The organism is Collimonas sp. PA-H2, assembly GCF_002564105.1.
Taxonomy (GTDB): domain Bacteria; phylum Pseudomonadota; class Gammaproteobacteria; order Burkholderiales; family Burkholderiaceae_D; genus Collimonas.
On the sequence record NZ_PDBX01000002.1, the window covers coordinates 182981 to 203584 of the forward strand.

The 20604-nt window shown below is 58.5% G+C and carries 16 protein-coding genes; 5 read left to right on the plus strand and 11 right to left on the minus strand.

What is annotated here, in order from left to right; all coding sequences use genetic code 11:
• Positions 1-26 precede the first annotated feature (26 nt).
• Positions 27-893 carry a ribose-phosphate diphosphokinase gene (gene prs, locus BCF11_RS26405; RefSeq protein ID WP_098497826.1) on the plus strand — a complete coding sequence of 289 codons (867 nt, stop codon included), beginning with the start codon at positions 27-29 and terminating at the stop codon, positions 891-893.
• Positions 890-2359 (plus strand): nicotinate phosphoribosyltransferase, encoded by a 1470-nt coding sequence (locus BCF11_RS26410; RefSeq protein WP_098497827.1) that lies wholly within the window; start codon positions 890-892, stop codon positions 2357-2359. Before prs ends, BCF11_RS26410 begins: the two co-directional genes overlap by 4 nt.
• Positions 2360-2686: 327 nt before the next feature.
• On the opposite strand, the gene BCF11_RS26415 is transcribed toward BCF11_RS26410, so the two are convergent.
• The 3 genes from BCF11_RS26415 to BCF11_RS26425 all read right to left on the minus strand — a co-directional run bounded on the left by BCF11_RS26415 (position 2687) and on the right by BCF11_RS26425 (position 5051).
• The gene (locus tag BCF11_RS26415; protein WP_098497828.1) at positions 2687-3088 is read right to left on the minus strand and encodes a nuclear transport factor 2 family protein; all 402 of its coding nucleotides are present in this window, start codon (positions 3086-3088) and stop codon (positions 2687-2689) included.
• 230 nt (positions 3089-3318) lie between these two features.
• Positions 3319-3765, minus strand: a complete 447-nt coding sequence (locus tag BCF11_RS26420) for a DUF4124 domain-containing protein (RefSeq protein ID WP_098497829.1) — start codon at positions 3763-3765, stop codon at positions 3319-3321.
• Positions 3766-3827: 62 nt separating this feature from the next.
• Positions 3828-5051 carry a sorbosone dehydrogenase family protein gene (locus BCF11_RS26425; protein ID WP_098497830.1) on the minus strand — a complete coding sequence of 408 codons (1224 nt, stop codon included), beginning with the start codon at positions 5049-5051 and terminating at the stop codon, positions 3828-3830.
• A 530-nt stretch (positions 5052-5581) separates the two neighbouring features.
• Between BCF11_RS26425 and BCF11_RS26430 the strand changes: the two genes are divergently transcribed.
• Positions 5582-7099 carry a chitin-binding protein gene (locus BCF11_RS26430; protein ID WP_158229295.1) on the plus strand — a complete coding sequence of 506 codons (1518 nt, stop codon included), beginning with the start codon at positions 5582-5584 and terminating at the stop codon, positions 7097-7099.
• A gap of 254 nt (positions 7100-7353) precedes the next feature.
• Here BCF11_RS26430 and BCF11_RS26435 read toward each other — a convergent pair whose 3' ends face one another.
• From BCF11_RS26435 to BCF11_RS26455, 5 genes are all read right to left on the minus strand, one after another.
• The gene (locus BCF11_RS26435) at positions 7354-8211 is read right to left on the minus strand and encodes a hypothetical protein (protein WP_098497831.1); all 858 of its coding nucleotides are present in this window, start codon (positions 8209-8211) and stop codon (positions 7354-7356) included.
• A 76-nt stretch (positions 8212-8287) separates the two neighbouring features.
• A complete protein-coding gene (locus tag BCF11_RS26440) occupies positions 8288-9898 on the minus strand; it encodes a gamma-glutamyltransferase family protein (protein WP_098497832.1) in 1611 nt (536 codons plus the stop codon).
• A 232-nt stretch (positions 9899-10130) separates the two neighbouring features.
• Entirely contained in the window at positions 10131-11444 is a 1314-nt protein-coding gene (locus BCF11_RS28465) for a carbohydrate-binding protein (RefSeq protein ID WP_233212726.1), read from the minus strand.
• 553 nt (positions 11445-11997) lie between these two features.
• Positions 11998-13038, minus strand: a complete 1041-nt coding sequence (locus tag BCF11_RS26450; RefSeq protein WP_199111261.1) for a cupin-like domain-containing protein — start codon at positions 13036-13038, stop codon at positions 11998-12000.
• A 327-nt stretch (positions 13039-13365) separates the two neighbouring features.
• Positions 13366-13989, minus strand: coding sequence for a TetR/AcrR family transcriptional regulator (locus tag BCF11_RS26455; protein ID WP_098497834.1), 624 nt, complete (start codon positions 13987-13989; stop codon positions 13366-13368).
• Between the two features lie 73 nt (positions 13990-14062).
• Between BCF11_RS26455 and BCF11_RS26460 the strand changes: the two genes are divergently transcribed.
• The gene (locus tag BCF11_RS26460) at positions 14063-14680 is read left to right on the plus strand and encodes a glutathione binding-like protein (protein WP_098497835.1); all 618 of its coding nucleotides are present in this window, start codon (positions 14063-14065) and stop codon (positions 14678-14680) included.
• 91 nt (positions 14681-14771) lie between these two features.
• Here the strand turns inward: BCF11_RS26460 and BCF11_RS26465 are convergent, their stop codons facing one another.
• Positions 14772-14954 carry a CsbD family protein gene (locus tag BCF11_RS26465; protein ID WP_098497836.1) on the minus strand — a complete coding sequence of 61 codons (183 nt, stop codon included), beginning with the start codon at positions 14952-14954 and terminating at the stop codon, positions 14772-14774.
• 538 nt (positions 14955-15492) lie between these two features.
• Between BCF11_RS26465 and tkt the strand changes: the two genes are divergently transcribed.
• Positions 15493-17574: a transketolase gene (gene tkt / locus BCF11_RS26470; protein ID WP_098497837.1), complete on the plus strand. Its 2082-nt coding sequence runs from the start codon at positions 15493-15495 to the stop codon at positions 17572-17574.
• Positions 17575-17585: 11 nt separating this feature from the next.
• On the opposite strand, the gene BCF11_RS26475 is transcribed toward tkt, so the two are convergent.
• Both BCF11_RS26475 and pgm read right to left on the minus strand, forming a co-directional pair.
• Entirely contained in the window at positions 17586-18893 is a 1308-nt protein-coding gene (locus tag BCF11_RS26475; protein WP_098497838.1) for a glucoamylase family protein, read from the minus strand.
• Positions 18890-20563, minus strand: coding sequence for a phosphoglucomutase (alpha-D-glucose-1,6-bisphosphate-dependent) (gene pgm / locus BCF11_RS26480; RefSeq protein ID WP_098497839.1), 1674 nt, complete (start codon positions 20561-20563; stop codon positions 18890-18892). Before pgm ends, BCF11_RS26475 begins: the two co-directional genes overlap by 4 nt.
• Between the last annotated feature and the right edge of the window lie 41 nt (positions 20564-20604).

Consider the following 20604-nt stretch of genomic DNA (forward strand, 5'->3'; position numbering starts at 1 on the left):
TGATTACTTCAAAACAGGGTTAGCAAATGGGCAGCCACGCTACAACCAACAATCGTTATTTTTTACCAAATCCTCAACAAGCTGAAGATTCGTTTAAACATTTTCAATTTAAGAGCGGTGAAAATCACCTCCAAATTTTGGCGCCCAGTAGTTCCCATGTCGAAATTATGTTTCGCTACAGCGGAGATCAATCGCTAATTCAGCTCCTACTGCTGACCGATGCACTTCGCCGCCAGGGCGCAAATGTGATCGATTTATGTATCCCCTATTTTCCAGGTGCAAGGCAAGACCGCGTTTGCAATTCAGGCGAACCACTGTCGGTTAAGGTCTACGCCGATTTGATCAATCAACAGCATTATCAAAAGGTTTGTGTTTTTGATCCCCACAGTGACGTGGTTATTGCCCTTTTGAATAACGTCCATGTAGTCAAAAACCATCAATTTATCAAAGACGTCGTGAATGACATTCGATCAGATTTTATTTTGGTGTCGCCAGATGCCGGTTCGAATAAAAAAATCTTTGAATTATCTAGTCAACTGGGTGGGGTGCCGGTAGTACGGGCAGATAAAATACGCGATGTAAGGAATGGGGCAATTATTGACACCGAGGTTTTTTGTGAAAATTTAAGCGGAAAAACAGCGGTGATTGTCGATGATATTTGTGCAGGCGGCCGAACTTTTATCGAATTGGCGAAAAAACTCAAAGCCAAAAACTGCGAAAAAATTATCTTAGCTGTATCGCATTATGAAGGCACTGCCAATGAAGAAAGATTAGCGGAAAGTGGCATTGATGCGGTGTACACCACCGATAGTTTGCAAAACTTGGTCGCATCGAAATTATTAAATGTAAAAAATATTTGGCGCTTTATGCCAACACAAGGAGAAAAACAATGAACTTGAATCCTGCTACCGCAATTGATGGTTACAAAGTCGATCATCGTCGTCAATACCCGGACAATACTGAAGTGGTGTTTAGTAATTTAACCGCTAGAGCAACACGTCGCGACTACACCGATGATCTAGTTTTTTTTGGTTTGCAGTATTTCATAAAAAACTTCTTAATAAAAAGCTGGCAAGAAGATTTTTTCCAACAGCCAAAAGACGAAGTGATTCGCCGCTTTGCCCGCCGCATTAACAATTATTTAGGCCCAAACAATGTCGGCACTCAGCACATTTCAGATCTTCACGATCTAGGCTATTTGCCCATCAAAATCATGGCTTTGCCGGAGGGATCAGTTTATCCGCTAAGAGTCCCATGTCTCGTGATTTTTAATACAGATGACCGCTTTTTCTGGCTCACCAATTATTTGGAAACTATTTTATCAACTAATGTATGGGGCATGTGCACCAGCGCGACGACTGCACATGAGTACAAAAAAATACTCAACGCTTATGCTCTAGAAACTGATGGCAGCACCGATTTTGTGAATTGGCAAGGACACGACTTTAGTTTCCGAGGCATGTTTGGTGCTGAAGCCGCTGCAATGAGCGGTGCAGCGCATTTATTGAGCTTTACTGGAACCGACACCATTCCTGCCATTGATTTTCTGGAAGATTATTACGGTGCCAATAGTGACCTTGAGCTGGTTGGGGGCAGCGTTGCCGCAACTGAGCATTCGGTGATGTGTGCAGGCGGCATGGATAATGAGCTCAAAACCTTTCTCCGTTTGATCCAGGACATCTATCCAGCTGGCATCGTGAGTATCGTGTCGGATTCTTGGGATTTCTGGCAAGTGATGACCGACTTTACGGTCAAACTGAAAAAACAAATTTTAGCGCGCGATGGCAAAGTTGTGTTTCGCCCTGACACCGGTTGCCCAGTCAAAATGATTTGTGGCGATGCTGATGCCGAAATCGGCTCATCAGAATACAAAGGCGCGATTGAATGCTTGTGGGAAGTGTTTGGCGGTAGCGAAACTAAGCAAGGCTACAAAATTCTGGATCCCCATGTTGGATTGATTTATGGCGATTCCATCACTATTGAGCGTGCCACGGCAATTTGTGCAGGACTCAAAGCCAAAGGATTTGCCTCAACCAATGTGGTTTTTGGAATTGGCAGTTACACCTATCAATACGTAACTCGCGATACCGATGGTTTCGCCGTTAAAGCGACTTTCGCCAAAATTTCCGGTGAAAATCGTGAAATCTTCAAAGCACCAAAAACGGGAGATGGAACCAAGAATTCAGCCAAAGGCCTAGTAGCAGTGTACAAAAATGATCAAGGTGAATTTTATTTGAAGGACCAAGTGAGTTGGAATGAAGTCAATAACTGCGAATTTGTTCCTGTGTTTGAAAATGGAAAATTACTCAACGAGGTAACCTTAACTGAGGTTAGGGAGCGTTTGGCCGCCACGATTTAATATAGGTAGTCAATTAGATATGTTTTTCAGTTTGGAATTTTTTATGTTCCTCGATCCTGTTTTTTGTTTTAAACGATAGATTTTCATGTCGAAGAGCTGCATATAAAAAAAGCAATTTATCATTCAATAAAAGAGCAGGTTCAGTTAGCTGGAACTCGTGGGCGAGAGAAGACAGAGAGGCGAAGTGTAGACGTCCGCGCTGAACCGGATGTTTGCATAATCTAATTGGCAATATGTCTTTCTTCTCGCAACTCTTTGAATTCCGGCTGCTGCTGGCCGAAAGTTTGCAGTCATTATTGCCACATCAATTGCAGCGAGATAGCAATTTTACCGTTGTTGGGCCGCTTCAAGCTGGAGCATCTGACCCATCATTTCGTGAATTTTGTTGACCGCTTTTAGCGGGCGGATCATTACCTTAAAATGTGTAATCAGGCCCTCGTCGTTCCACGTGATCATGTCCACGCCGTTGATCAGGATGCCGTCGTAGCTTGATTGGAACTCCAACACTGCGGAATGCGGTCCGAGCCATTCATTCAAATATTGGAAGGTGTCGTTATTCAAGACATGCAAGGCCGCGGCAAGATATTTGAATGTGATTGCCTTGCCGCTTTGGGCCGTGTGAACAACCGGTGATTCGAAGACCACATCATCGGCCAGCAACGCTTTCAAGGACGCGATGCCGCGCGATTTGACAATCTCGTGCCAGCGTTCAATTGCGGAATTTTCCAAGGCTACTCCCCCTTATTTTAGACGACGGTTTGTGCTTAAAAGCTCAGGACATGCCGTCGATTGGCGCTTCATGGAAATGAACTCAACACCCGCAGCGCCGGTAAATTTTCAGAATATCATCGAATTGATGGCAAGCCAGAACATCCGAATCTGGCCGACTTCAGACATTGATAAATGACTGCCTACGACCCAAGCATCAATATTGAAGCGAAATTTCCCGTTGAAAATGATCAAGGCGGAGGATTGTTGTAATATCTGGCCGGCAGCTCTCTCCCTTCCCTTCTGTCTTGGCGCACGGCCCGACGCAGTTCTTCAAGCCTGCGCGCCTTTTCTTGTACATCGGGCCATTCAGTAGCTTTTGCCAGCTTCTTCAATGCCTGATCGTGCTGCGCTTTGTCCTCCGCCGCTTTCTCTGCAGCTTGCTGACCAGCTCGCCGCTTTTGAAACTCTGCGTCCTGCAACTGCCAATCCTTCGGAGTATCGGATTCCTGATTCATGGCTGCAGGCACAGCTGTGTTTACATGAATTTCCGTGGCTTTCTTCGTAGCAGTGGAGCAAGGCGCGTCGGAATAGCTTACCTTGCCGTCGGCAGCGATGCATCGATTGATATTATCCGCATGCGCGTTTATCCCAAATGAGGCGATAACGGCGAACAAGCAAAGAATTTTAGAATTCATATTTATCCCTTTTTATCAATCACTGAATTCTGTTACTTGTCAAATCAAGTTTCACTGCCGGGTTAGTCAGGCGCCAGCCGCAACAACGTCCCATTCCTGTCCTCTGTAATCACCAAGCTCCCATCGTCCAGCGTAGCCAGCGCCACCGGTGCGCCCATCGGATAGCCGCCGTGCCGATAGTTCCATCCCGCCACCAGATCGCGCGGCTCGCCCACCGGCTGGTAGGCGGCATCCAGAGCCAGGCTGACCAGCCGGTGGCCGGCGGCGCGGTAGCCGTGATAGCCGATGATCAGGTGGCCGTTCAGCGCCGGCAGGCTTTTGCCGTTGTAGATCAGCATGCCCAGCGGCGCTGCATGCGGTGGCAGAAGGCGGCCGGGCGGCGTCTTGGCGCGGCAATCGAATCCCGGATATTCCGGACTGGCCCTAAGTTTGTCGAAACAATAGGGCCAGCCGTAATCGGCGCCAGCGCTGAGCCAGCTGAGGGTGTCGTGCGGCAGCTCGGCGTCGGACAGCTTGGGATCGGCGACGGTGATGTTGTCGCGCGAATTGGTGGCGGCAACCAGCGTGCCGTTGGCGGTGAGCGCCAGCGCCATGCTGTTGCGCAAGCCGCGCGCGTGCACCGGCAGCGCGCGCGCATCAAGCGGCAGGTGGGCGTTTGTCAGGCTGGCGCGCAGCACGCTGGCGCGCGGCGGCGTCTCCTTGATCTCGGGGCAAGGCGAATCCGACTTGCCGGGCTGGTCGGGCCGGCTTTCGCAATTGTCGGTGGCGGAGCCGACATTGATGTACAGTGCGCCGTCGGCGCCGAGCACCATCGCCGTCAGCGGATGGCGGCCAGTGGTCGGCAGGTTGACGACGATATCCTGGGCGCTGCCCAGCAGATCCTTGGCGGCCGGATCGATGCGGACGATGCGGCCGTGCATGCCGATCAGCAGCTTCTTGTCCGGGGTAGCGACGATCCCATTCGGCATGTCAAGCTGGCTCAGCAGCACTTCCGGCTGGCCCTTCTGCTTCTGTTTCAGGTTCAGGTGCAGCAGGCGGCCGCGCTTGCTGACCCAGCCGCCCATGTCCAGCATATAGATATCCTGACCGATCGCGGCCACTCCGCGCACGAAGCCGAGGTGATCGGCGACCAGCCCCATGCACATGCCCTTGGCCACTTTCAGGTCGACACGCGGAAAGCCGTCGCAGCTGCCGGCGGTGCGGTAAGTGCTTTGCGCCGACGCTGCCGCGCAAGCAAGCAGGAACAGCGTGCCAAGGACATTGCGGAGAAAAGATGCTGGTCGCATGAAAGAAACCTTCTGTTCTGTAAAACGATGGGCTCAGCCCTGCCGCGTAAACGAGCCGATTGAGGAATATGTCGGCAGGGAAATATCCGGCATATTGCCACACTCCGTCATTGACGGATTGTTTTCCTGATTGGCATCACCTGCCCGACAAGAATCCACTGCAGAAGCACTAAGACCACATGCAAAAAAATGGAAAAGTGGTATTACGCCTGTCTATCACATGACAGACGCTCGCCCTCTCCGGCAGCGCCAAATTCCGTCGAAAAAATTATCAAGAAGATATTTTTACGAAAAACCTATTCATTGCTACTCGGAAATAATTTCACTTCGCCTAGCGTTCTATTTGTGACTTAAACAGACACCCGCCACGAATGAAAGTCAATACCGCTTCGCAACTGGTATGGTCGCTGCAAAAAACCGTGCAAACCACTTGACGCTCAATTTCGCTTCCCTCATCCTCGGCCCGGATTAGTTGGCGTGCGGAAACTATCTGGTTTCACGCACTTCCCCATTCGACACAGGAGATATGCATGAAAACAAGAATAGTCAGCACCGTGCTGTGCAGCGCGATCGGCAGCATGCTGGCAGGTTGCGGCGACGGCGGTTCGAGCGATGCCGGCAGCGCCAGCCAGAAGCAGATTGCCGCCACCGGCAAGGCCAGCGCGCCGGCCTGCGCTCCCGCCTGGAACGCCAGCACCATTTATGTCGGCGGCAACAGCGCCAGCGCCAACAGCACCAACTACACCGCCAACTGGTGGACCCAGGGCAACGATCCGGTTACCGACAGCGGCGCCAGCGGCAGCGGCAAACCGTGGACGTCCGCCGGCGTATGCGGCAGCGGCACGCCCACCCCGCCGCCGGTCACGCCGCCGCCGGTGAATCCGCCGCCAACCACCCCTGGCAGCACCACCGGCGCCATCAACTATCACCTGCTGCTGGGCGCCGGCAGCGCCCAGGACCAGCTGGTGCTGGATGGCGGCAACTACAATGACCTGATCATGTCGAACATCATCGCCGGCGTCATGTACGGCCACCTGGTGCAGCAATACTATCCGGGCATGCAGTTCCAGAAGGACTACATGTACGGCTCGATCATGGGCCAGCTGCTGCAGGAAAATATCGAGACTGGGCTGTACGCCAGCAGCGGCAGCCTGATCGATCCATCGCCGGACCAGCAAGCCGTGATGGGCGCCGGCCAGGGCGGACCCTACCAGATCAACAACTACGCCGCCGACATGGTTTCCGGCTCCTATGCGCCGGCCGGCCATTCGCTGATCAACTACGTCGCCATCCAGAAGAACATCGGCTACACCATGGCCACCGCGGCCCAGCAGTACACCAAGGTGACGCCGCCTTCGTTCAACAATAAATACTACGGGCCGATGCTGACCGCGTATTTCCATTACAACGACTTTGTCGCCCTGATCCTCACCGGCAAGGGCACCGGCGGCTGGACGACGCCGTGGCAGCCTTACTATGACAATACGCTGGCCAACTTCACCAAGCTGCCTGGCAATTTCCTGGATGTCTTGCTGAATGTCGCCTACAACCAGGGTTACTACGGCACCCTGATGACCAGCTACAGCAAACTGGGAGCGACGGCGACCGCAGCGACGGTCAGCAGCGTCAACGCCTACAGCTCAGTGTGGGGCGCGACCGACACTTATCAGCAATATCCGTATCAGGTGCGCTATTACCTCGACCAGCTGTACGGCAACCCGATCCCGACCACCAGCGCCACTACCTTCACGATGCCGGCCAACCATGTCGCCTTCAACATGCCGGCGCTGGAAACCGTGTTCTCGAACGTGTTCCAGACGCTGGCGTATGTCAACAGCTCAGGGACCTCGGTCTACATTTCAGCGGCGCAGGCGCAAACCGCGTTCAACAGCGCCCTGGCCAGCGTCGGCGTGACCACCAGCGCCACGCTGGACTTGAGCAACGCCGCCAACCGGGCGCAAATCTTCAGCATCCTGGAAAAGGCAATCGGCAACCTGGAAACCAATCTGAACACCAAGTTCAGCGCCACCACAAATTCCCAACTGTAATCGTTGGGAAGCCCAGCAAACGGGCAGAGTCATCTGGGGTCGGAGAAAGAAGAAGCGCATTCATGGTTCTGTTTTCTAGCAACGAGGCGTGCACTCCGTAGCCCGCTAAGTGGGGTCAGAGTGAAGTTTCTGCAAAAAGCGCAGAAAGTTCACTCTGACCCCAGTTAGCTGCGTGTGTTAAGCGCGACGAAAACCAGGTTACGATTTTGTCGCGTTTTATGAAATTCTCAACAATCAAACTTCTTCGACTTATCTCAGAACAAGGAATTGGAGCGCAGATGCTCCAGCCCGGTGAGCTGCATCTGCGTGCCTTGCGGCGCGCCTATCGCGTAAGGCAAGGAGGTACGCAGTGAATTGGCGAAGTCGCCCGTGTACAGCTTGGAACCCTGGTGGCTCAGGTTGGAATTGGCATCGATATAGATGGACTCGCCCAGCCCAGACCATAGCCGGCAAAACCCATAGTCTTCCGACAGATAGCGGCGCGTATCCGGATCGACCATGACGTCGAAGAAGCGGTAATGCAGTCCCTGGTCCGGCACGCCTATGCTGTCGGGCACATAGTTGAGCTCAGGGTAGCTGGCGATCAGCCGCTCAAACACGCTGCGCTTGATCACCATGAAGCCGGTCGGCGCTTCTTCCATGCGCATGAAACCGTCGGCCTGCACCTCCAGGTTGACCTGCTTGCTGCCGTCGGCAACCTTGGCGTTGACGGTATAACGCGCATAGGTCGCTTCGAACTGCTGCTGGGTGGTACCCTGCGGCAGGCCTCCCTGAGGCCAGGTTTCGTGCTTGAGCGGATAGACGCCGGCGGCGATGTCGTAGCCAGAACGCAGCAGTCGGAACGCTGCCTCGGCGGAAAAGCCGATATCGGCGTCGATCCAGAACAGATGCGTCCATTGCGGATTGGCGAGAAAGTCGGCGACGCAGTTGTTGCGCGCCCGCGTCACCAGGCTTTCCCCTTGATGCATGACCACTTGCATCGGCATTCCGCAGCGTTCTGCCTCCACTGTAAAATTCAATAGAGACATCACGTAGTTGCGGAAAAATTTTCCGTCATGGCTAGGCGTCATGATCACCGGACAGATACGGGTAAGGTCGACTGCTTCAGGCATTTTGCTTTCCTTCTTGATAGGTGTGTGGTGCAAACCGGCAGACGCGAGATTGTAGCAAGACGGTGCGGCGCAGGCGCTACCAGGCCGCAATGCAGCCGTCGGTGCGCGGCTCCGTGCCGCCGCACAGCACGCCGTGGCGGTCGCGCCAGATGATCTGGCCGCGGCCGAAACCGAGCTGGTTGGCCGACCACGACGCCTCGTGTCCGAGGCCGCGCAAGCCGCGCAACAGATGCTCAGCGGTCGTATGTTCGATGCTGACGTTATTGCCGCCCTCCCATTCCCAGCGCGGCGCATCCAGCGACGATTGCGGATTGAGGTCGAAGTCTACCGTGTTCATGATCATCTGCATGTGCCCTTGCGGCTGCATGAAGCCGCCCATCACGCCAAACGGACCGACCGCCTCGCCATCCTTGGTCAGGAAGCCCGGAATGATCGTGTGATACGGCCGCTTGCCCGGCGCCAGGCAGTTGGGATGGGATGCATCCAGCGTGAAATTGTTGCCGCGGTTATGCAGCGCAATGCCGGTTCCCGGCACCACCAGGCCCGAGCCGAAACCCATGTAGTTGCTCTGGATGAAGGACACCATATTGCCCTGATCGTCGGCAGTGCTGAGGTAGACGGTGCCGCCGCGCGACGGCTGCCCGGCCTGCGGCAATGCCGCTCGCGCGCCGATCAGCTTGCGGCGTTCGTCGGCATAGGCTGCCGACAGCAAATCCTGCACCGACACCCGCATGTGGCCGCTGTCGGCGATATGCGCCAGGCCATCGGCATAAGCCAGCTTGATCGCTTCGATCTGGCGGTGGTAAGTCAGCAAGCTGTCGCGCTGGCTGAAGTCGAAGCCTTGCAGGATATTCAATGCCAGCAGGGCCACCAGGCCATGGCCATTAGGCGGAATTTCCCAGACATCGTAGCCGCGATAGTTGCAGCTGATGGGATCGACCCACTGCGGCTGGTAGGCTGCCAGGTCTGCTGCATCGAGATAACCGCCGGCGGCGCGCACGAAAGCAGCGGTCTTTTCTGCCAGGGCGCCGCGGTAAAAGCTGGCGGCGCCGTCAGCCGCGATAGCACGCAGCGTATCGGCATGCCCCGGCGAGCGCCAGATTTCGCCGGCGCGCGGCGCCCGCCCGCCGACGCTGAATGTATCGAACCAGGATTGGAAATGCGCTTGCTTGAACTCGCCCTGGAACAGGCTGTGAGCCTGTTGCCAGGCATAGGCAATCATCGGCGACAGCGGATAGCCGTCCTGCGCCAGCGCGATCGCGCCGGCCATGGACACCGGCAAAGGCAAGCTGCCGAAGCGCTCGGCCATGCTGGCCCATGCGCCCGGCGCGCCGGGCACGGTGACCGGCAGCGGGCCGTACTTCGGCATGCTTTGATGGCCGGCGGCGCTGAGCTTGGCGATCGAGATCGCCTGCGGTGCGGCGCCGCTGGCGTTCAAGCCGTGCAGCTTGCCTTGGCGCCAGATCAGCGCAAAAGCGTCGCCGCCGATGCCGTTGGCGGTCGGCTCGACCACGGTCAGAGCAGCTGCAGTGGCGATCGCCGCATCGATGGCGTTGCCGCCGGCCTGCAGCACCGCCAGCCCGGCTTGCGCCGCCAGCGGCTGCGAGGTCGCCACCATCCCGCGCCTGGCGTAGACCGCGCTGCGGCGGGAAGCATAGGGATAATGATCGGGATCGAAATTGAACATGTTTTTTCCTGGCGCATCGGCTACAGCGAAAACAATAACTTTTCGCGCCGCGCCTGCCATGCGGCGTGAGGAATATGATGTCGCAAGTCCAACCCCATGTATACAAGAAAGTAGGCAAGGATCAGATACGTTTGATGCCTGCCATGCAAGGCATTGCGGATCGCGCCAGCCGGCGCCATGAAAAAAGCCGGCTCTTGCGAGCCGGCTTGATGACAAGGCAATCAGCAGCGGATCAGAGACCGAGATCCGAGATGAAGCGGTTGGTGTAAGTCATGCCGGTGTCGCGGTCGAACGACCAGTGATGCAAGCCGGCGATGCCGTTGGCCTTGGACCAGGCCGACAAGGTGTCGGTATCGGCCAGGGTGAAGGTTTCACCGGCAGTGTCGTTGGCGCCTATCATCGGCGTCAGCTCGATCTGGCTATACGGCACCTTGTAGAAGCCGCGGAAGTCCATCGCCGCCTGGATCGCCGACTGCCCCATCTGGCAAACGCCGCCGCTGATCACGCAGTTGACCGCGGTAGCCGAGCCATAGTCCATCACCATCAGGTTGACGTAGTAGTTCTTGAGGCCGGCGGACTGGATCGCCTGCATCACCGCTATCCCCATCGAACCCAGCGGATTAGGCGAAGCCGAGCCCATGTCCACCGCCACCGAGGAACCGCTCTGGCTGGTCGCCAGCGTGGCGATGGTGAAGCTGAAGCGCAGGTTCGGATACTTGACCTGGGCGGCCTGGACCCGCGCCACCAGGTTGTTGATGTCGGACTGGCTCTGGCCGTCTTCGATATCGAAATCGATGCCGACCAGATTGGCTGAGCTATACGTGTTGATGAAAGCATCGAAACCGGCATCCGAGGTACAGGTGAACGACCCTGCCGCTCCGCCGGTTGACACGATGTATTTCTTGCCGGCGGCCACGAAAGACTGGACGTTGGTGGCAATCATCGCCGGTGTGATGCCGGCCCAGGTCTCGGAACCGCAGCCGCCTGTGGCGAAGGCCCAGGTCAGCACGCCGTTATGCGCCGGCATGGCGGTAGTGACCGGCAAGGATGTGCCGGTTGCCGTGCTCTGCATGGCGCCGGTGTTCCAGTTGGCGTCGGCTGTGACGTCCTTGTATGCGCTGAACACAAAACCTGGTGTCGGCGTTGGCGTTGGCGTCGGTGTGGGGGTAGGCGTCGGAGTTGGCGTCGGGGTCGGAGTTGGTGTGGGAGTCGGGGTTGGCGTAGGAGTCGGCGTTGTGCTGCAGGCGCCGTTCGACGTCCACGGCTGTCCGCTGCCGCTGCCGCCATTGTTGGTGGATGGATTATTCCCTTGGGTCCACCAGTTGGCCGTGTAGTTCACGCTGCTGTAGCTGGCCTGGTTGCCGCCGGTGTAGACGGCGGAAGCGCTCCAGGCGGGGGCGCAGACCGGCACGCTGGATTTCACGGTGGCTGAAACCTGCTTCAGGCTGGCCGCCGTCGCTGCTCCCGACGAACCGCCATCGCTACAGCCTGCCAGCAGGCCGCCTATCAATCCCATCAACAAGGTATTGCATACAGTTGTTCTCATGCGCCACTCCTCCTCTATCAAATGACAATGTGCGAGAAGCAGGTCGATGCGACCAGCGCCTGCGCACTCCCTAAGCTGAATCCGTTATATGTCTAACTGGCAGCTGGGCTGAGAATGGAGGTCTGAAAAATCAACGTCAAGTGGTTTAAAAATATTACGGTATAAACCATACCACTTGCAAACAACCTGGGATTTTGAATCGAGAAATTCTATATTTTTCCGCAATCGAAAAGAAAATTTCATCCGCAATACGATGCCACACAGCAATAAAAAACTTCTAAAGATCTCTGTTTTTCTCATATAGAGAACGTGCAATCCACTGCTGCCGGAAAATCAGCCGGAAAAAGTGTGACAATCGGTGCGATACCACTTTTGCAGATGTATGCATGTGGTCTTAGAGATGTGAACGCCATCTTTACGGTTTTGCTGCGCCAACCTGAAAAATCGAGCCAGGAAACAGCCTGAGCCAAGCCGCCGAAAACGCCAGGATCAAGGCTGGATGCGACGCATTTGCAGGAATTCGCGCGAGTTTGCAATATCAGCCGGCGCCTGGCTACAGTTCGTCGTAGGTCGAGTAGAAAGCGCCGAAATTGTTATCCGGCTGGAAGTTAATCAGCGACACGGTAATGCTCGCCTCCAGCCCTTCCACGTAGTGCCAGCAGCCGACCGGCAGGAACAGCAGTTCGCCCGCGGCCAGTTCGCATTCGAGCAGCTGCGCGTTGCGCATCAGCGGGAAGCGCTCGTAGTCGATGGCGGCGCCGTCGACCGGCGAATAGCAATGATGGTGGTTGTAGACGTAGGCCAGTTCGCAGGCTGGGATCAGCTTGACGCGCTTGCGGCCGGCCACCTGCGCCATGAAGTTATTGGTCAGGTCGTGGTGAAACGGCGTTCGCGTGCCTTTTGGCCCCAGCCAGAGAAAGCCGTCGTCCACCGAATCCGGGTTCAGGTATTCCGGCAGACGGCCGATGTCTTGCCACAACTCCGCCAGTGCTTGCCGATTGGACGAGGAATTATTCGCCGTCATGTAGAAATCGTTGCTCTCCTGCGCGCCCTCGATCATATCCAGATAGCTTGCCAGCGGCATCTTGCGCTTGTGCTGGCTGGAATTGATTTCATAGTTGGCGTCCTGTGAACGCCCCATCTGCACTTCGACCTCGCGTTCTCCGAAATGTGCGCGCAAGAAATCGAAATTCCATTTCGTCAGCGCCGGCCAGTCATCCAGCATGCCGGTGATGATCACCGGTTTGTTCAACAGATAATACTGGCGATAGAACTCCTCGCGCGACAGGCGGTGGCGGCGCTCAATCACGCTGCTGCCGGCAGTCTGCCGGTTCAGGGTGCGGTAGATGTCGAGCACCCAGTCATGCTTCTTCAGGCGGTTCTTGAGGCGCTGGCCGGCCTGGCGCGCGCCCAGCAAGTAAGGACTGGCCAGCGCGGCCTGTACTTCGCGCTGCGCCTCGTCTGCAGCCACGCCTTGCGCGACCAGGACGTTGAACAGGTCTTGCGGAGTGGCGTCGAGCGCCAGGTTTTCGCCGATCCAGCGGCGCCAGTCGTCGTTGATGATGATGCTTGCACTATGCTTCGCTTGCGCCATGACTCGTCTCCATATACCGCGCGCCGGTTGGTATTTTCAATCACGCTGTTGCCGCTCCCACTGTCGGGCGGCAGAGAGCAACATTGGGATAATACGGATCAAATTGCAAGTGGTTTTGAATTTGGAGGCACCACGCCGCGGCCGTGCTGGCGCGGTCCCGGAGTGGTATTGATACCGGATGCGGCCGGCGCGCCTTGGATAGCGGATGCGCCTAGTGTCGTGTCATGCCTCCGCTGTCGGCATCTCGCTTGCCTTGACCCGTATCGCGTCGTTGCGCCTCGGACCAAGGCCGGCGCGATATACCGACAGCGGAGGCATGACACGACACTAGCGCGCCTGGCCGCAAATCAGCTGGATGCCGGCGGCGGCGGTCGCCTCCAGCGAGGCGCGGCTGTCGCCCGCGCGCGAACGCAGCGCCACGGTATGCAGGACCGCCGACGCAATCTTTGCCAGCAGCGCCGGCTCCATTGCGGCAACCGGTTCGCCCTGCTCTAGCGCACGCTGGAAACGCGCTTCGAAAACCTGGTCGAAACAGCGCAAGCCGTCGCTCAGGCGCTCGCGCACCTCGGCATCCACTACCGCCTGGGTGGCCGCGGTGCCGATCAGCAGGCAGCCGCGCGCAGCGCTGCCGGACGGCAGATACATGCCCAGCGCCAGCTGGTACACCCGCAGCAGCGCCTGCGCCAGCGGCAGATCGCCGGCCATCGCCTCGATCATCCCGCGGCGGCCGAGCTCGATGTAGCGCTCCAGCGTTTGCAGGTAGAGCGCATGCTTGTCGCCGAACGCTGCGTACAAACTGGGCCGGTTCATGCCGGTGGCCGCGCTGAGGTCGTCGAGCGAGCTGCCGCCATAGCCCAGCAGCCAGAATACGTCGCGCGCATTGTCCAGCGCCTGCTCCGGATCGTAGGCGCGCGGACGTCCGCGGGCACGCTTGTTTTCTTTTTGTTCCATACAGTATAAAAATGTTGACCAAGGTATTTTTGTACATTATAGTACAAAAACAAACCACCCATGGAGATTCCAGATGAAACTGTATTTTTCCCCGCTCGCCTGTTCGCTCGCCACCCGCATCGCCCTGTATGAAGCCGGCGCCAAGGCTGACTATATCCAGGTCGATACCAAGTCGAAAAAATTGCAGGATGGCGCCGATTTCTACCCTGTCAGCGCGCTGGGACAAGTGCCGGTATTGCATACCGACGATGGTTATCTGCTTACCGAAAACACCGCCATCCTGCCCTATGTTGCAGATCAGTTCCCGCAAGCTCAGTTGGCGCCAACCGACCGGCTGCAGCGCGCCAAGATGCAGCAATGGCTGGGCTTCGTCAGCACGGAACTGCACAAGGCCTTGTTCGTGCCGCTGCTCGATGCGCACGCTGCCGACGCGGTAAAAGCCTATGCACGCGACAAGGCGGCCTCGCGCCTCGGCCTTCTGGAAAAGCATTTCGCCAGCCACGAATTCCTGCTAGACCGCTTCAGCGTGGCCGATGCTTATCTGGCTACCGTGCTCAACTGGGCTGCGCACGGCGGCATCGATCTGGCGCAATGGCCGCGGGTCAAGGAATACTATGGCCGGCAGCTGCAGCGCCCGAGCATGGCGAAAGCATTGGCCGAAGAACTGGCGCTGTATCGGGCGCAATCCTGACAACAACGAAAAAAAAGCTGCCGCCGGCGAACCGGTTGCAGCTTTTTTTGGATGGGTCCGCTGCCGCAACCAGGCGGCAGGCCTCGATCCCTTATTTGCCAGCGATGTCCCTGGCCACTTCCTTGGCATCGCCGAGGGTTTTCTCAATCTTGCCCTCGACCTGTTTTTGCAAGCCCTTGGCCTGCTGTTCCTTGCTGCCGACCAGCTTGCCGGCTTCTTCCTGGATTTTACCGGCGATGTCTTTGCTTACGCCCTTGACTTGATCTTTGTTCATGCTTGATTCTCCAATTGGTTGAAATGATGATTCCTGGCGCAGGTACAAGCTCTCTTGCCATGAACCGATATTAATTAATGCCGCCGCGGTCCAATATCAGCGGAACGCCGATATCCGTGTAGGAGACAAGGAAGCCGCGGAGGACGCCGGCGCCGCGTTACGCGCCGGTGCATGAATTGGCTTTTCCCCTATGTGGTTCAACGCACAGAAGGATCCGCTGCTGTTTGCTAGAGTAGCTGCGCCTTCCCTGCCGGGCTCCGAAAACAGGCAGTTTGAGCTTAGCGATAAGTACGCTGTGCGCTTTGAAGATGACATCGTTTTACCGGCTGTTTATCGTAAAACGCGAGTGTAAATATCGAACTACCGGAGCTGGCGGTCGGGAAACATACCAGCACCACTCTGCCCATCCGGCGCCGCTTCCCTCAGTCAAATACGGCACGCAGGGTAAGCGCCTGCAAAGGGTGCTATCTTGCTTTGATCATCCGCCACGCTGGTCTCTTTCAACCGAGCCGATCCAGCGACTTCAAGGAGCTGCAGAATGAGTTCAATCCCCTCGATTCCAATTCCGGCACGCGACAATCTGTGCGTCAACACTTTGCGCTTTCTCTCGGCAGATGCCGTACAACAGGCCAACAGCGGCCATCCCGGCCTACCCTTGGGCGCCGCGCCCATGGCCTACGTATTGTGGACACGCTTTCTCAAGCATCATCCCGCCAACCCGCAATGGTTCGATCGTGACCGCTTCATCCTGTCGGCGGGACACGGCTCGGCGCTGCTGTACAGCCTGCTGCACCTTAGCGGCTACGACTTGCCGCTGGCGCAGCTGCAGCAGTTCCGGCAATGGGGCAGCAGCACGCCAGGCCATCCTGAGCGCGGCCTGACGCCCGGCGTCGAAGTGACGACCGGCCCGCTCGGCCAGGGTTTCGCCAATGGCGTCGGCATGGCGATGGCGGAGGCCAACCTGGCGGCACGCTACAACCGCCCCGGCCTGGATGTCGTCAATCATTTCACCTATGCCCTGGTCAGCGACGGCGACCTGATGGAAGGCATCGCCTCGGAAGCGGCCTCGCTGGCGGGCCATCTGCAGCTGGGCAAGCTGATCTATCTGTATGACGACAACCAGGTCACCCTGTCGGCCGGCACCGACATCACCTTTACTGAAGAGCGGCAACGCCGCTTCGATGCCTACGGCTGGCATACGCAGCTGGTAGCAGACGGCAACGACCTGGCGGCGATCGCCGTGGCGCTGGAGGTAGCACGCGGCGAAACCGGCCGTCCTTCCCTGATCCTGGTGCGCACTCATCTCGGCTACGGCTCTCCCAACAAACAGGACAGCTTCGAAGCGCACGGTTCGCCGCTGGGCGTGGAAGAACTGCGCCTGACCAAGCAGAAACTAGGCTGGCCGGAGCAACCCTCTTTTTACATCCCGGAAGAAGCGCGCGCGCATTTCCTTGAGAGCGCAGCGTCAGGCAACGGGGCAGAAGCCGCATGGCAAGAAAAATTCGCGGCCTATCAAAAACAGTTTCCCGAACTAGGACGCGAACTGCAGCAACTCATAGGCCAGGGCAGCAGCGCCCTGCCCGCCGGCTGGGATGCCGACATTCCCATCTTTCCGGCAGACGCCAAGGGCATCTCGACCCGGGTTGCCGGCGGCAAGGTGATGAATGCCATCGCCGCGCATCTGCCGGCCCTGATCGGCGGCTCGGCCGACCTCGATCCCTCGACGTTTACCGCTTTGAAAGGCTTCGGCGATTTCGAGCCTGCCGGCATCGTCGGCGGCGACCGCCAGGGCTCCGACGCCGGCGGCTGGAGCAGCGCCGGCCGCAACCTGCACTTCGGCGTGCGCGAACATGCCATGGGCGCCATCATCAACGGTATGGCGGCGCACGGCGGCACGCTGCCTTACGGCGCCACCTTCCTAGTGTTCTCCGACTATATGCGGCCGGCGATCAGGCTGGCGGCGCTGATGGGGCTGCACGTCATCTATGTGTTTACCCACGACAGCATCGCCCTCGGCGAGGATGGCGGCACCCACCAGCCGGTGGAACAGCTGGCCAGCTTGCGCGCCCTGCCCAAGCTGGTGGTGCTGCGCCCGGCCGACGCCAATGAAACCGCGGTCGCCTGGCGCATCGCGGTGCAGGCCACCGGCCGGCCGCTGGCGCTGGTGCTGAGCCGGCAAAACCTGCCGACGCTGGATCGCAGCCAGTTCGCCGCCGCCGAAGGCGTGCGGCGCGGCGCCTACATCCTGGCCGATGCGCCCAGCGGCAAACCGGACCTGATCCTGATCGCCAGCGGCTCGGAAGTAACGCTGATCATCGCCGCCCGCCAGCAGCTGTTGGCGCGCAATATTTCAGTACGGATCGTCTCGATGCCGAGCTGGGAATTGTTCGATGAACAGGATCAGGACTACCGCGACCAGGTATTGCCGCCTGCAGTCGGCGCCCGCCTGGCGGTAGAAGCCGGCGTCTCGCAGGGCTGGCATCGCTATGCCGGCGATCGCGGCGCGGTGCTGGCGCTGGATCATTTCGGCGCCTCGGCGCCGGGCGATGTGGTGATGCGCGAATTCGGCTTCACGGTGGACAACGTCTGCCAGCGCGCGCTGGCGCTGCTGAGCCGTTAAGTTGCCAGCGGCTAAGCAGACGGCAGCCAGCCGCCCGTAAAACCTGCGCACTTCAGGCCGCTGACGATATACGGACAATTGCGCATCAAGCGCCACAGCATTTCGCTGCGATAATTCTCGATCATTAAAATGATCGGTCCCTGGTCGATGCCAAAATGCCAGGGCGAGACCCAGCCGTATAGGTTATCGCAGTTGCAGGGGAAACTCGGATTGAAGGTGGACTTGAAGCCATACGGATTGCCTGCCTTCAGCCCGACCTGATGGATAAAGAAATCGATGGTCGGCAATACGATTTCCGGCGCAAACGGCAGCGACGACACCACCACCCACGGCGCGATGGTGCCGTCGTCGGGGCCAAGCGGCACGCCGCGCGCCACATAGTCGTAGAACTCACGCTGGCTGCCGTTGACCTCAAGCACGGCGGGTCCCGGTCCGTCGCTGGCGGTGATGCCCCAGCACAGTTCGCTGTAGCCGGCGAAACCGCGGGGATTGTCTATCGCATATCGCTGCTGCACCAGGGTGGCGCGGCGGCTGTTCTCGAAATAGTCGATGCCCTTGGCGCGCATGGCGTTGTCCTGGATGCCGCGGAAATCGACCCAGATATGCGACAGCTGGTGGGTGAACAGCGAGCCGGCGTAGACGTATTCGATGCCGTAGCTCTGCTGCCACTTGTAGGCCGCGGCCCAGTCGCCATAGCTATCCTGCGCCAGCGGATGGGAAGGCGAACCCAGTCCCAGCACATACAGCAGCAAGGCCTCGTCGTAACCATTCCAGCGATTCGTCAAGAAGCCGGATTCCGGCTTCCAACCCATGGAAACCGCGCCGCCGCCATCCTGCGCCCAGGCCCAGTCGACGCGCAGGTACAAGGCGTCGGCCAGCCGGCGGCACTCGGCCTCGTCTGCCCCCGGTCCATCGAAATAGCAGCCGGCAGTCAGCGCGCCGGCCAGGAAAAACGTGGTGTCGATGGTGGAAAGTTCGCACTGCCAGGCGCGGCGCCCGCTTTGCATGTCGAGGAAATGATAGTAGAAACCCTGATAGCCGCTGGCATCCGCTTCCGGCCCTTGCGGGCTGTTCCAGAAAAAACGCAAGGTGGCCAGCACCCGCTTGAGCGCCGCAGCGCGTGTGATGAAGCCGCGCTCTATCGCCACCGGATAGGCTGCCAGCGCCAACCCCACGGCGGCGATGCTGGCCGGCCAGTCGGGCGCGGTCTTATCGATCACCAAGCCGTTGTGCGGATTGGTTTCATGCATGAAGTAGCTGAACGACTCGCGTTGCAGCAGGTCCAGTTCAGCCGTTTCGCTCAGCGCTCCGTGACTCATTTTGCGGCTGCGGCAGGCGATTGCGGTGTAGCTGCCAGGGCGGCGTCGACAATCGCCTGCGCCTCTTGCACGATGCGCTGCAAGTGTTCGGCGCCCTGAAAACTCTCGGCGTATATCTTGTAGATGTCTTCCGTGCCGGAGGGCCGCGTCGCAAACCAGCCTTTGTCCGTCGCCACCCGTACGCCGCCGATGGGTGCATCGTTGCCGGGCGCCTTGCTGATGATGCTGCGGATTTTTTCGCCGGCCAGCTCGGTGCTTTGGATCTGCTGCGGCGACAAGGCGGCCAGCAGCTTCTTTTGCGCCGGGGTGGCGCTGGCTTCCACCCGGGTCGTCAGCGGATCGCCTAGCTCGCTGGCCAGCTGGCGATACACTTCGCCGGGATCGCGGCCGCTGCGGGCGGTGATCTCGGCCGCCAGCAAAGCCGGCGCCAGGCCATCCTTGTCGGTAGTCCAGACCGCGCCGTCCAGGCGCAGGAAGGCAGCGCCGGCGCTCTCCTCGCCGCCGAAACCGAGTGAACCGTCGCTCAGGCCGGGCGCGAACCATTTGAAGCCGGCCGGCACCTCGTACAGTGTGCGTTTAAGCCTGGCGCTGATGCGGTCGATGATCTGGCTGCTGACCACGGTCTTGCCGACGCCCGCCGCCTGCGGCCACTGGCTGCGGTGCTGGAACAGATAATCGATGGCTACCGCCAGGTAGTGATTGGCCGGCAGCAGACCGACGCTGCGCGTAACGATGCCGTGGCGGTCGTGATCGGTGTCGCAGGCAAAGGCGATGTCGTAACGATCCTTCATTCCGAGCAGGCGCTGCATGGCGTAGGACGATGAGGGATCCATGCGGATGCGGCCATCCCAGTCGGCCGTCATGAAGCGGAAGGTCGGATCGACCTCTGCGCTGACCACGCTCAGGTTCAACTGGTAGCGCTCGCCGATGCGCTGCCAGTAGTGCACCCCGGCGCCGCCCAGCGGATCGACGCCGAGGTGGATGCCGGCGTCGCGGATCAGCGCCATGTCGATCACCTGGTCGAGTTCGTCGACGTAGGTATTCAGATAGTCATAACGGTGCGTGCTGTCCAGCCGTAAGGCCTTCTGCAACGGCATTCTCTTGACGTCCTTGAGGCTGCCGCGCAGCAGCGCGTTGGCAGCGGCCTCGATCCAGCCGGTGACATCGGTATCCGCCGCGCCGCCATTGGGCGGATTGTACTTGAAGCCGCCGTCTTCCGGCGGATTGTGCGAGGGCGTGATGACGATGCCGTCCGCCAGGCCGCTCTTGCGGCCGCGGTTGTATTTGATGATGGCGTGCGACACGGCCGGCGTTGGCGTGTATTCGTCGCCTTCGGCCAGCATGATGTCGACGCCGTTGGCCGCCAGCACTTCAACCGCGCTGGCGCAGGCAGGCACCGACAAGGCATGGGTATCGATGCCGATGAACAACGGCCCGCTGATGCCCTGCTTGCTGCGGTAGGCGCAAATCGCCTGGCTGATGGCCAGCACATGCGCTTCGTTAAAACTGCAATCGAAGGATGAACCGCGATGACCCGAGGTGCCGAACGCCACGCGCTGCTCGGCCACCGCCGGATCGGGGATATTGCTGTAGTAGGCTGATACCAGCTTCGGCACATCCACCAGTAATGCCGATGGCGCCGGCTGGCCGGCCAGAGGACTGATTTTCATGATAGAGCTCCTGGCGGGTCGGACCGCGCAGCGCAACCTGA

Bases quoted from the DNA above. Each gene is read 5' to 3' on its own strand.
- BCF11_RS26440 (WP_098497832.1), bottom strand. From the start codon at position 9,898: ATGTTCAATTTCGATCCCGATCATTATCCCTATGCTTCCCGCCGCAGC.
- tkt (WP_098497837.1), top strand. From the start codon at position 15,493: ATGAGTTCAATCCCCTCGATTCCAATTCCGGCACGCGACAATCTGTGC.
- BCF11_RS26425 (WP_098497830.1), bottom strand. From the start codon at position 5,051: ATGCGACCAGCATCTTTTCTCCGCAATGTCCTTGGCACGCTGTTCCTG.
- BCF11_RS26450 (WP_199111261.1), bottom strand. From the start codon at position 13,038: ATGGCGCAAGCGAAGCATAGTGCAAGCATCATCATCAACGACGACTGG.
- BCF11_RS26435 (WP_098497831.1), bottom strand. From the start codon at position 8,211: ATGCCTGAAGCAGTCGACCTTACCCGTATCTGTCCGGTGATCATGACG.
- prs (WP_098497826.1), top strand. From the start codon at position 27: ATGGGCAGCCACGCTACAACCAACAATCGTTATTTTTTACCAAATCCT.
- BCF11_RS26475 (WP_098497838.1), bottom strand. From the start codon at position 18,893: ATGAGTCACGGAGCGCTGAGCGAAACGGCTGAACTGGACCTGCTGCAA.
- BCF11_RS26460 (WP_098497835.1), top strand. From the start codon at position 14,063: ATGAAACTGTATTTTTCCCCGCTCGCCTGTTCGCTCGCCACCCGCATC.
- BCF11_RS28465 (WP_233212726.1), bottom strand. From the start codon at position 11,444: ATGAGAACAACTGTATGCAATACCTTGTTGATGGGATTGATAGGCGGC.
- BCF11_RS26430 (WP_158229295.1), top strand. From the start codon at position 5,582: ATGAAAACAAGAATAGTCAGCACCGTGCTGTGCAGCGCGATCGGCAGC.
- BCF11_RS26420 (WP_098497829.1), bottom strand. From the start codon at position 3,765: ATGAATTCTAAAATTCTTTGCTTGTTCGCCGTTATCGCCTCATTTGGG.
- BCF11_RS26410 (WP_098497827.1), top strand. From the start codon at position 890: ATGAACTTGAATCCTGCTACCGCAATTGATGGTTACAAAGTCGATCAT.
- BCF11_RS26455 (WP_098497834.1), bottom strand. From the start codon at position 13,989: ATGGAACAAAAAGAAAACAAGCGTGCCCGCGGACGTCCGCGCGCCTAC.
- pgm (WP_098497839.1), bottom strand. From the start codon at position 20,563: ATGAAAATCAGTCCTCTGGCCGGCCAGCCGGCGCCATCGGCATTACTG.
- BCF11_RS26465 (WP_098497836.1), bottom strand. From the start codon at position 14,954: ATGAACAAAGATCAAGTCAAGGGCGTAAGCAAAGACATCGCCGGTAAA.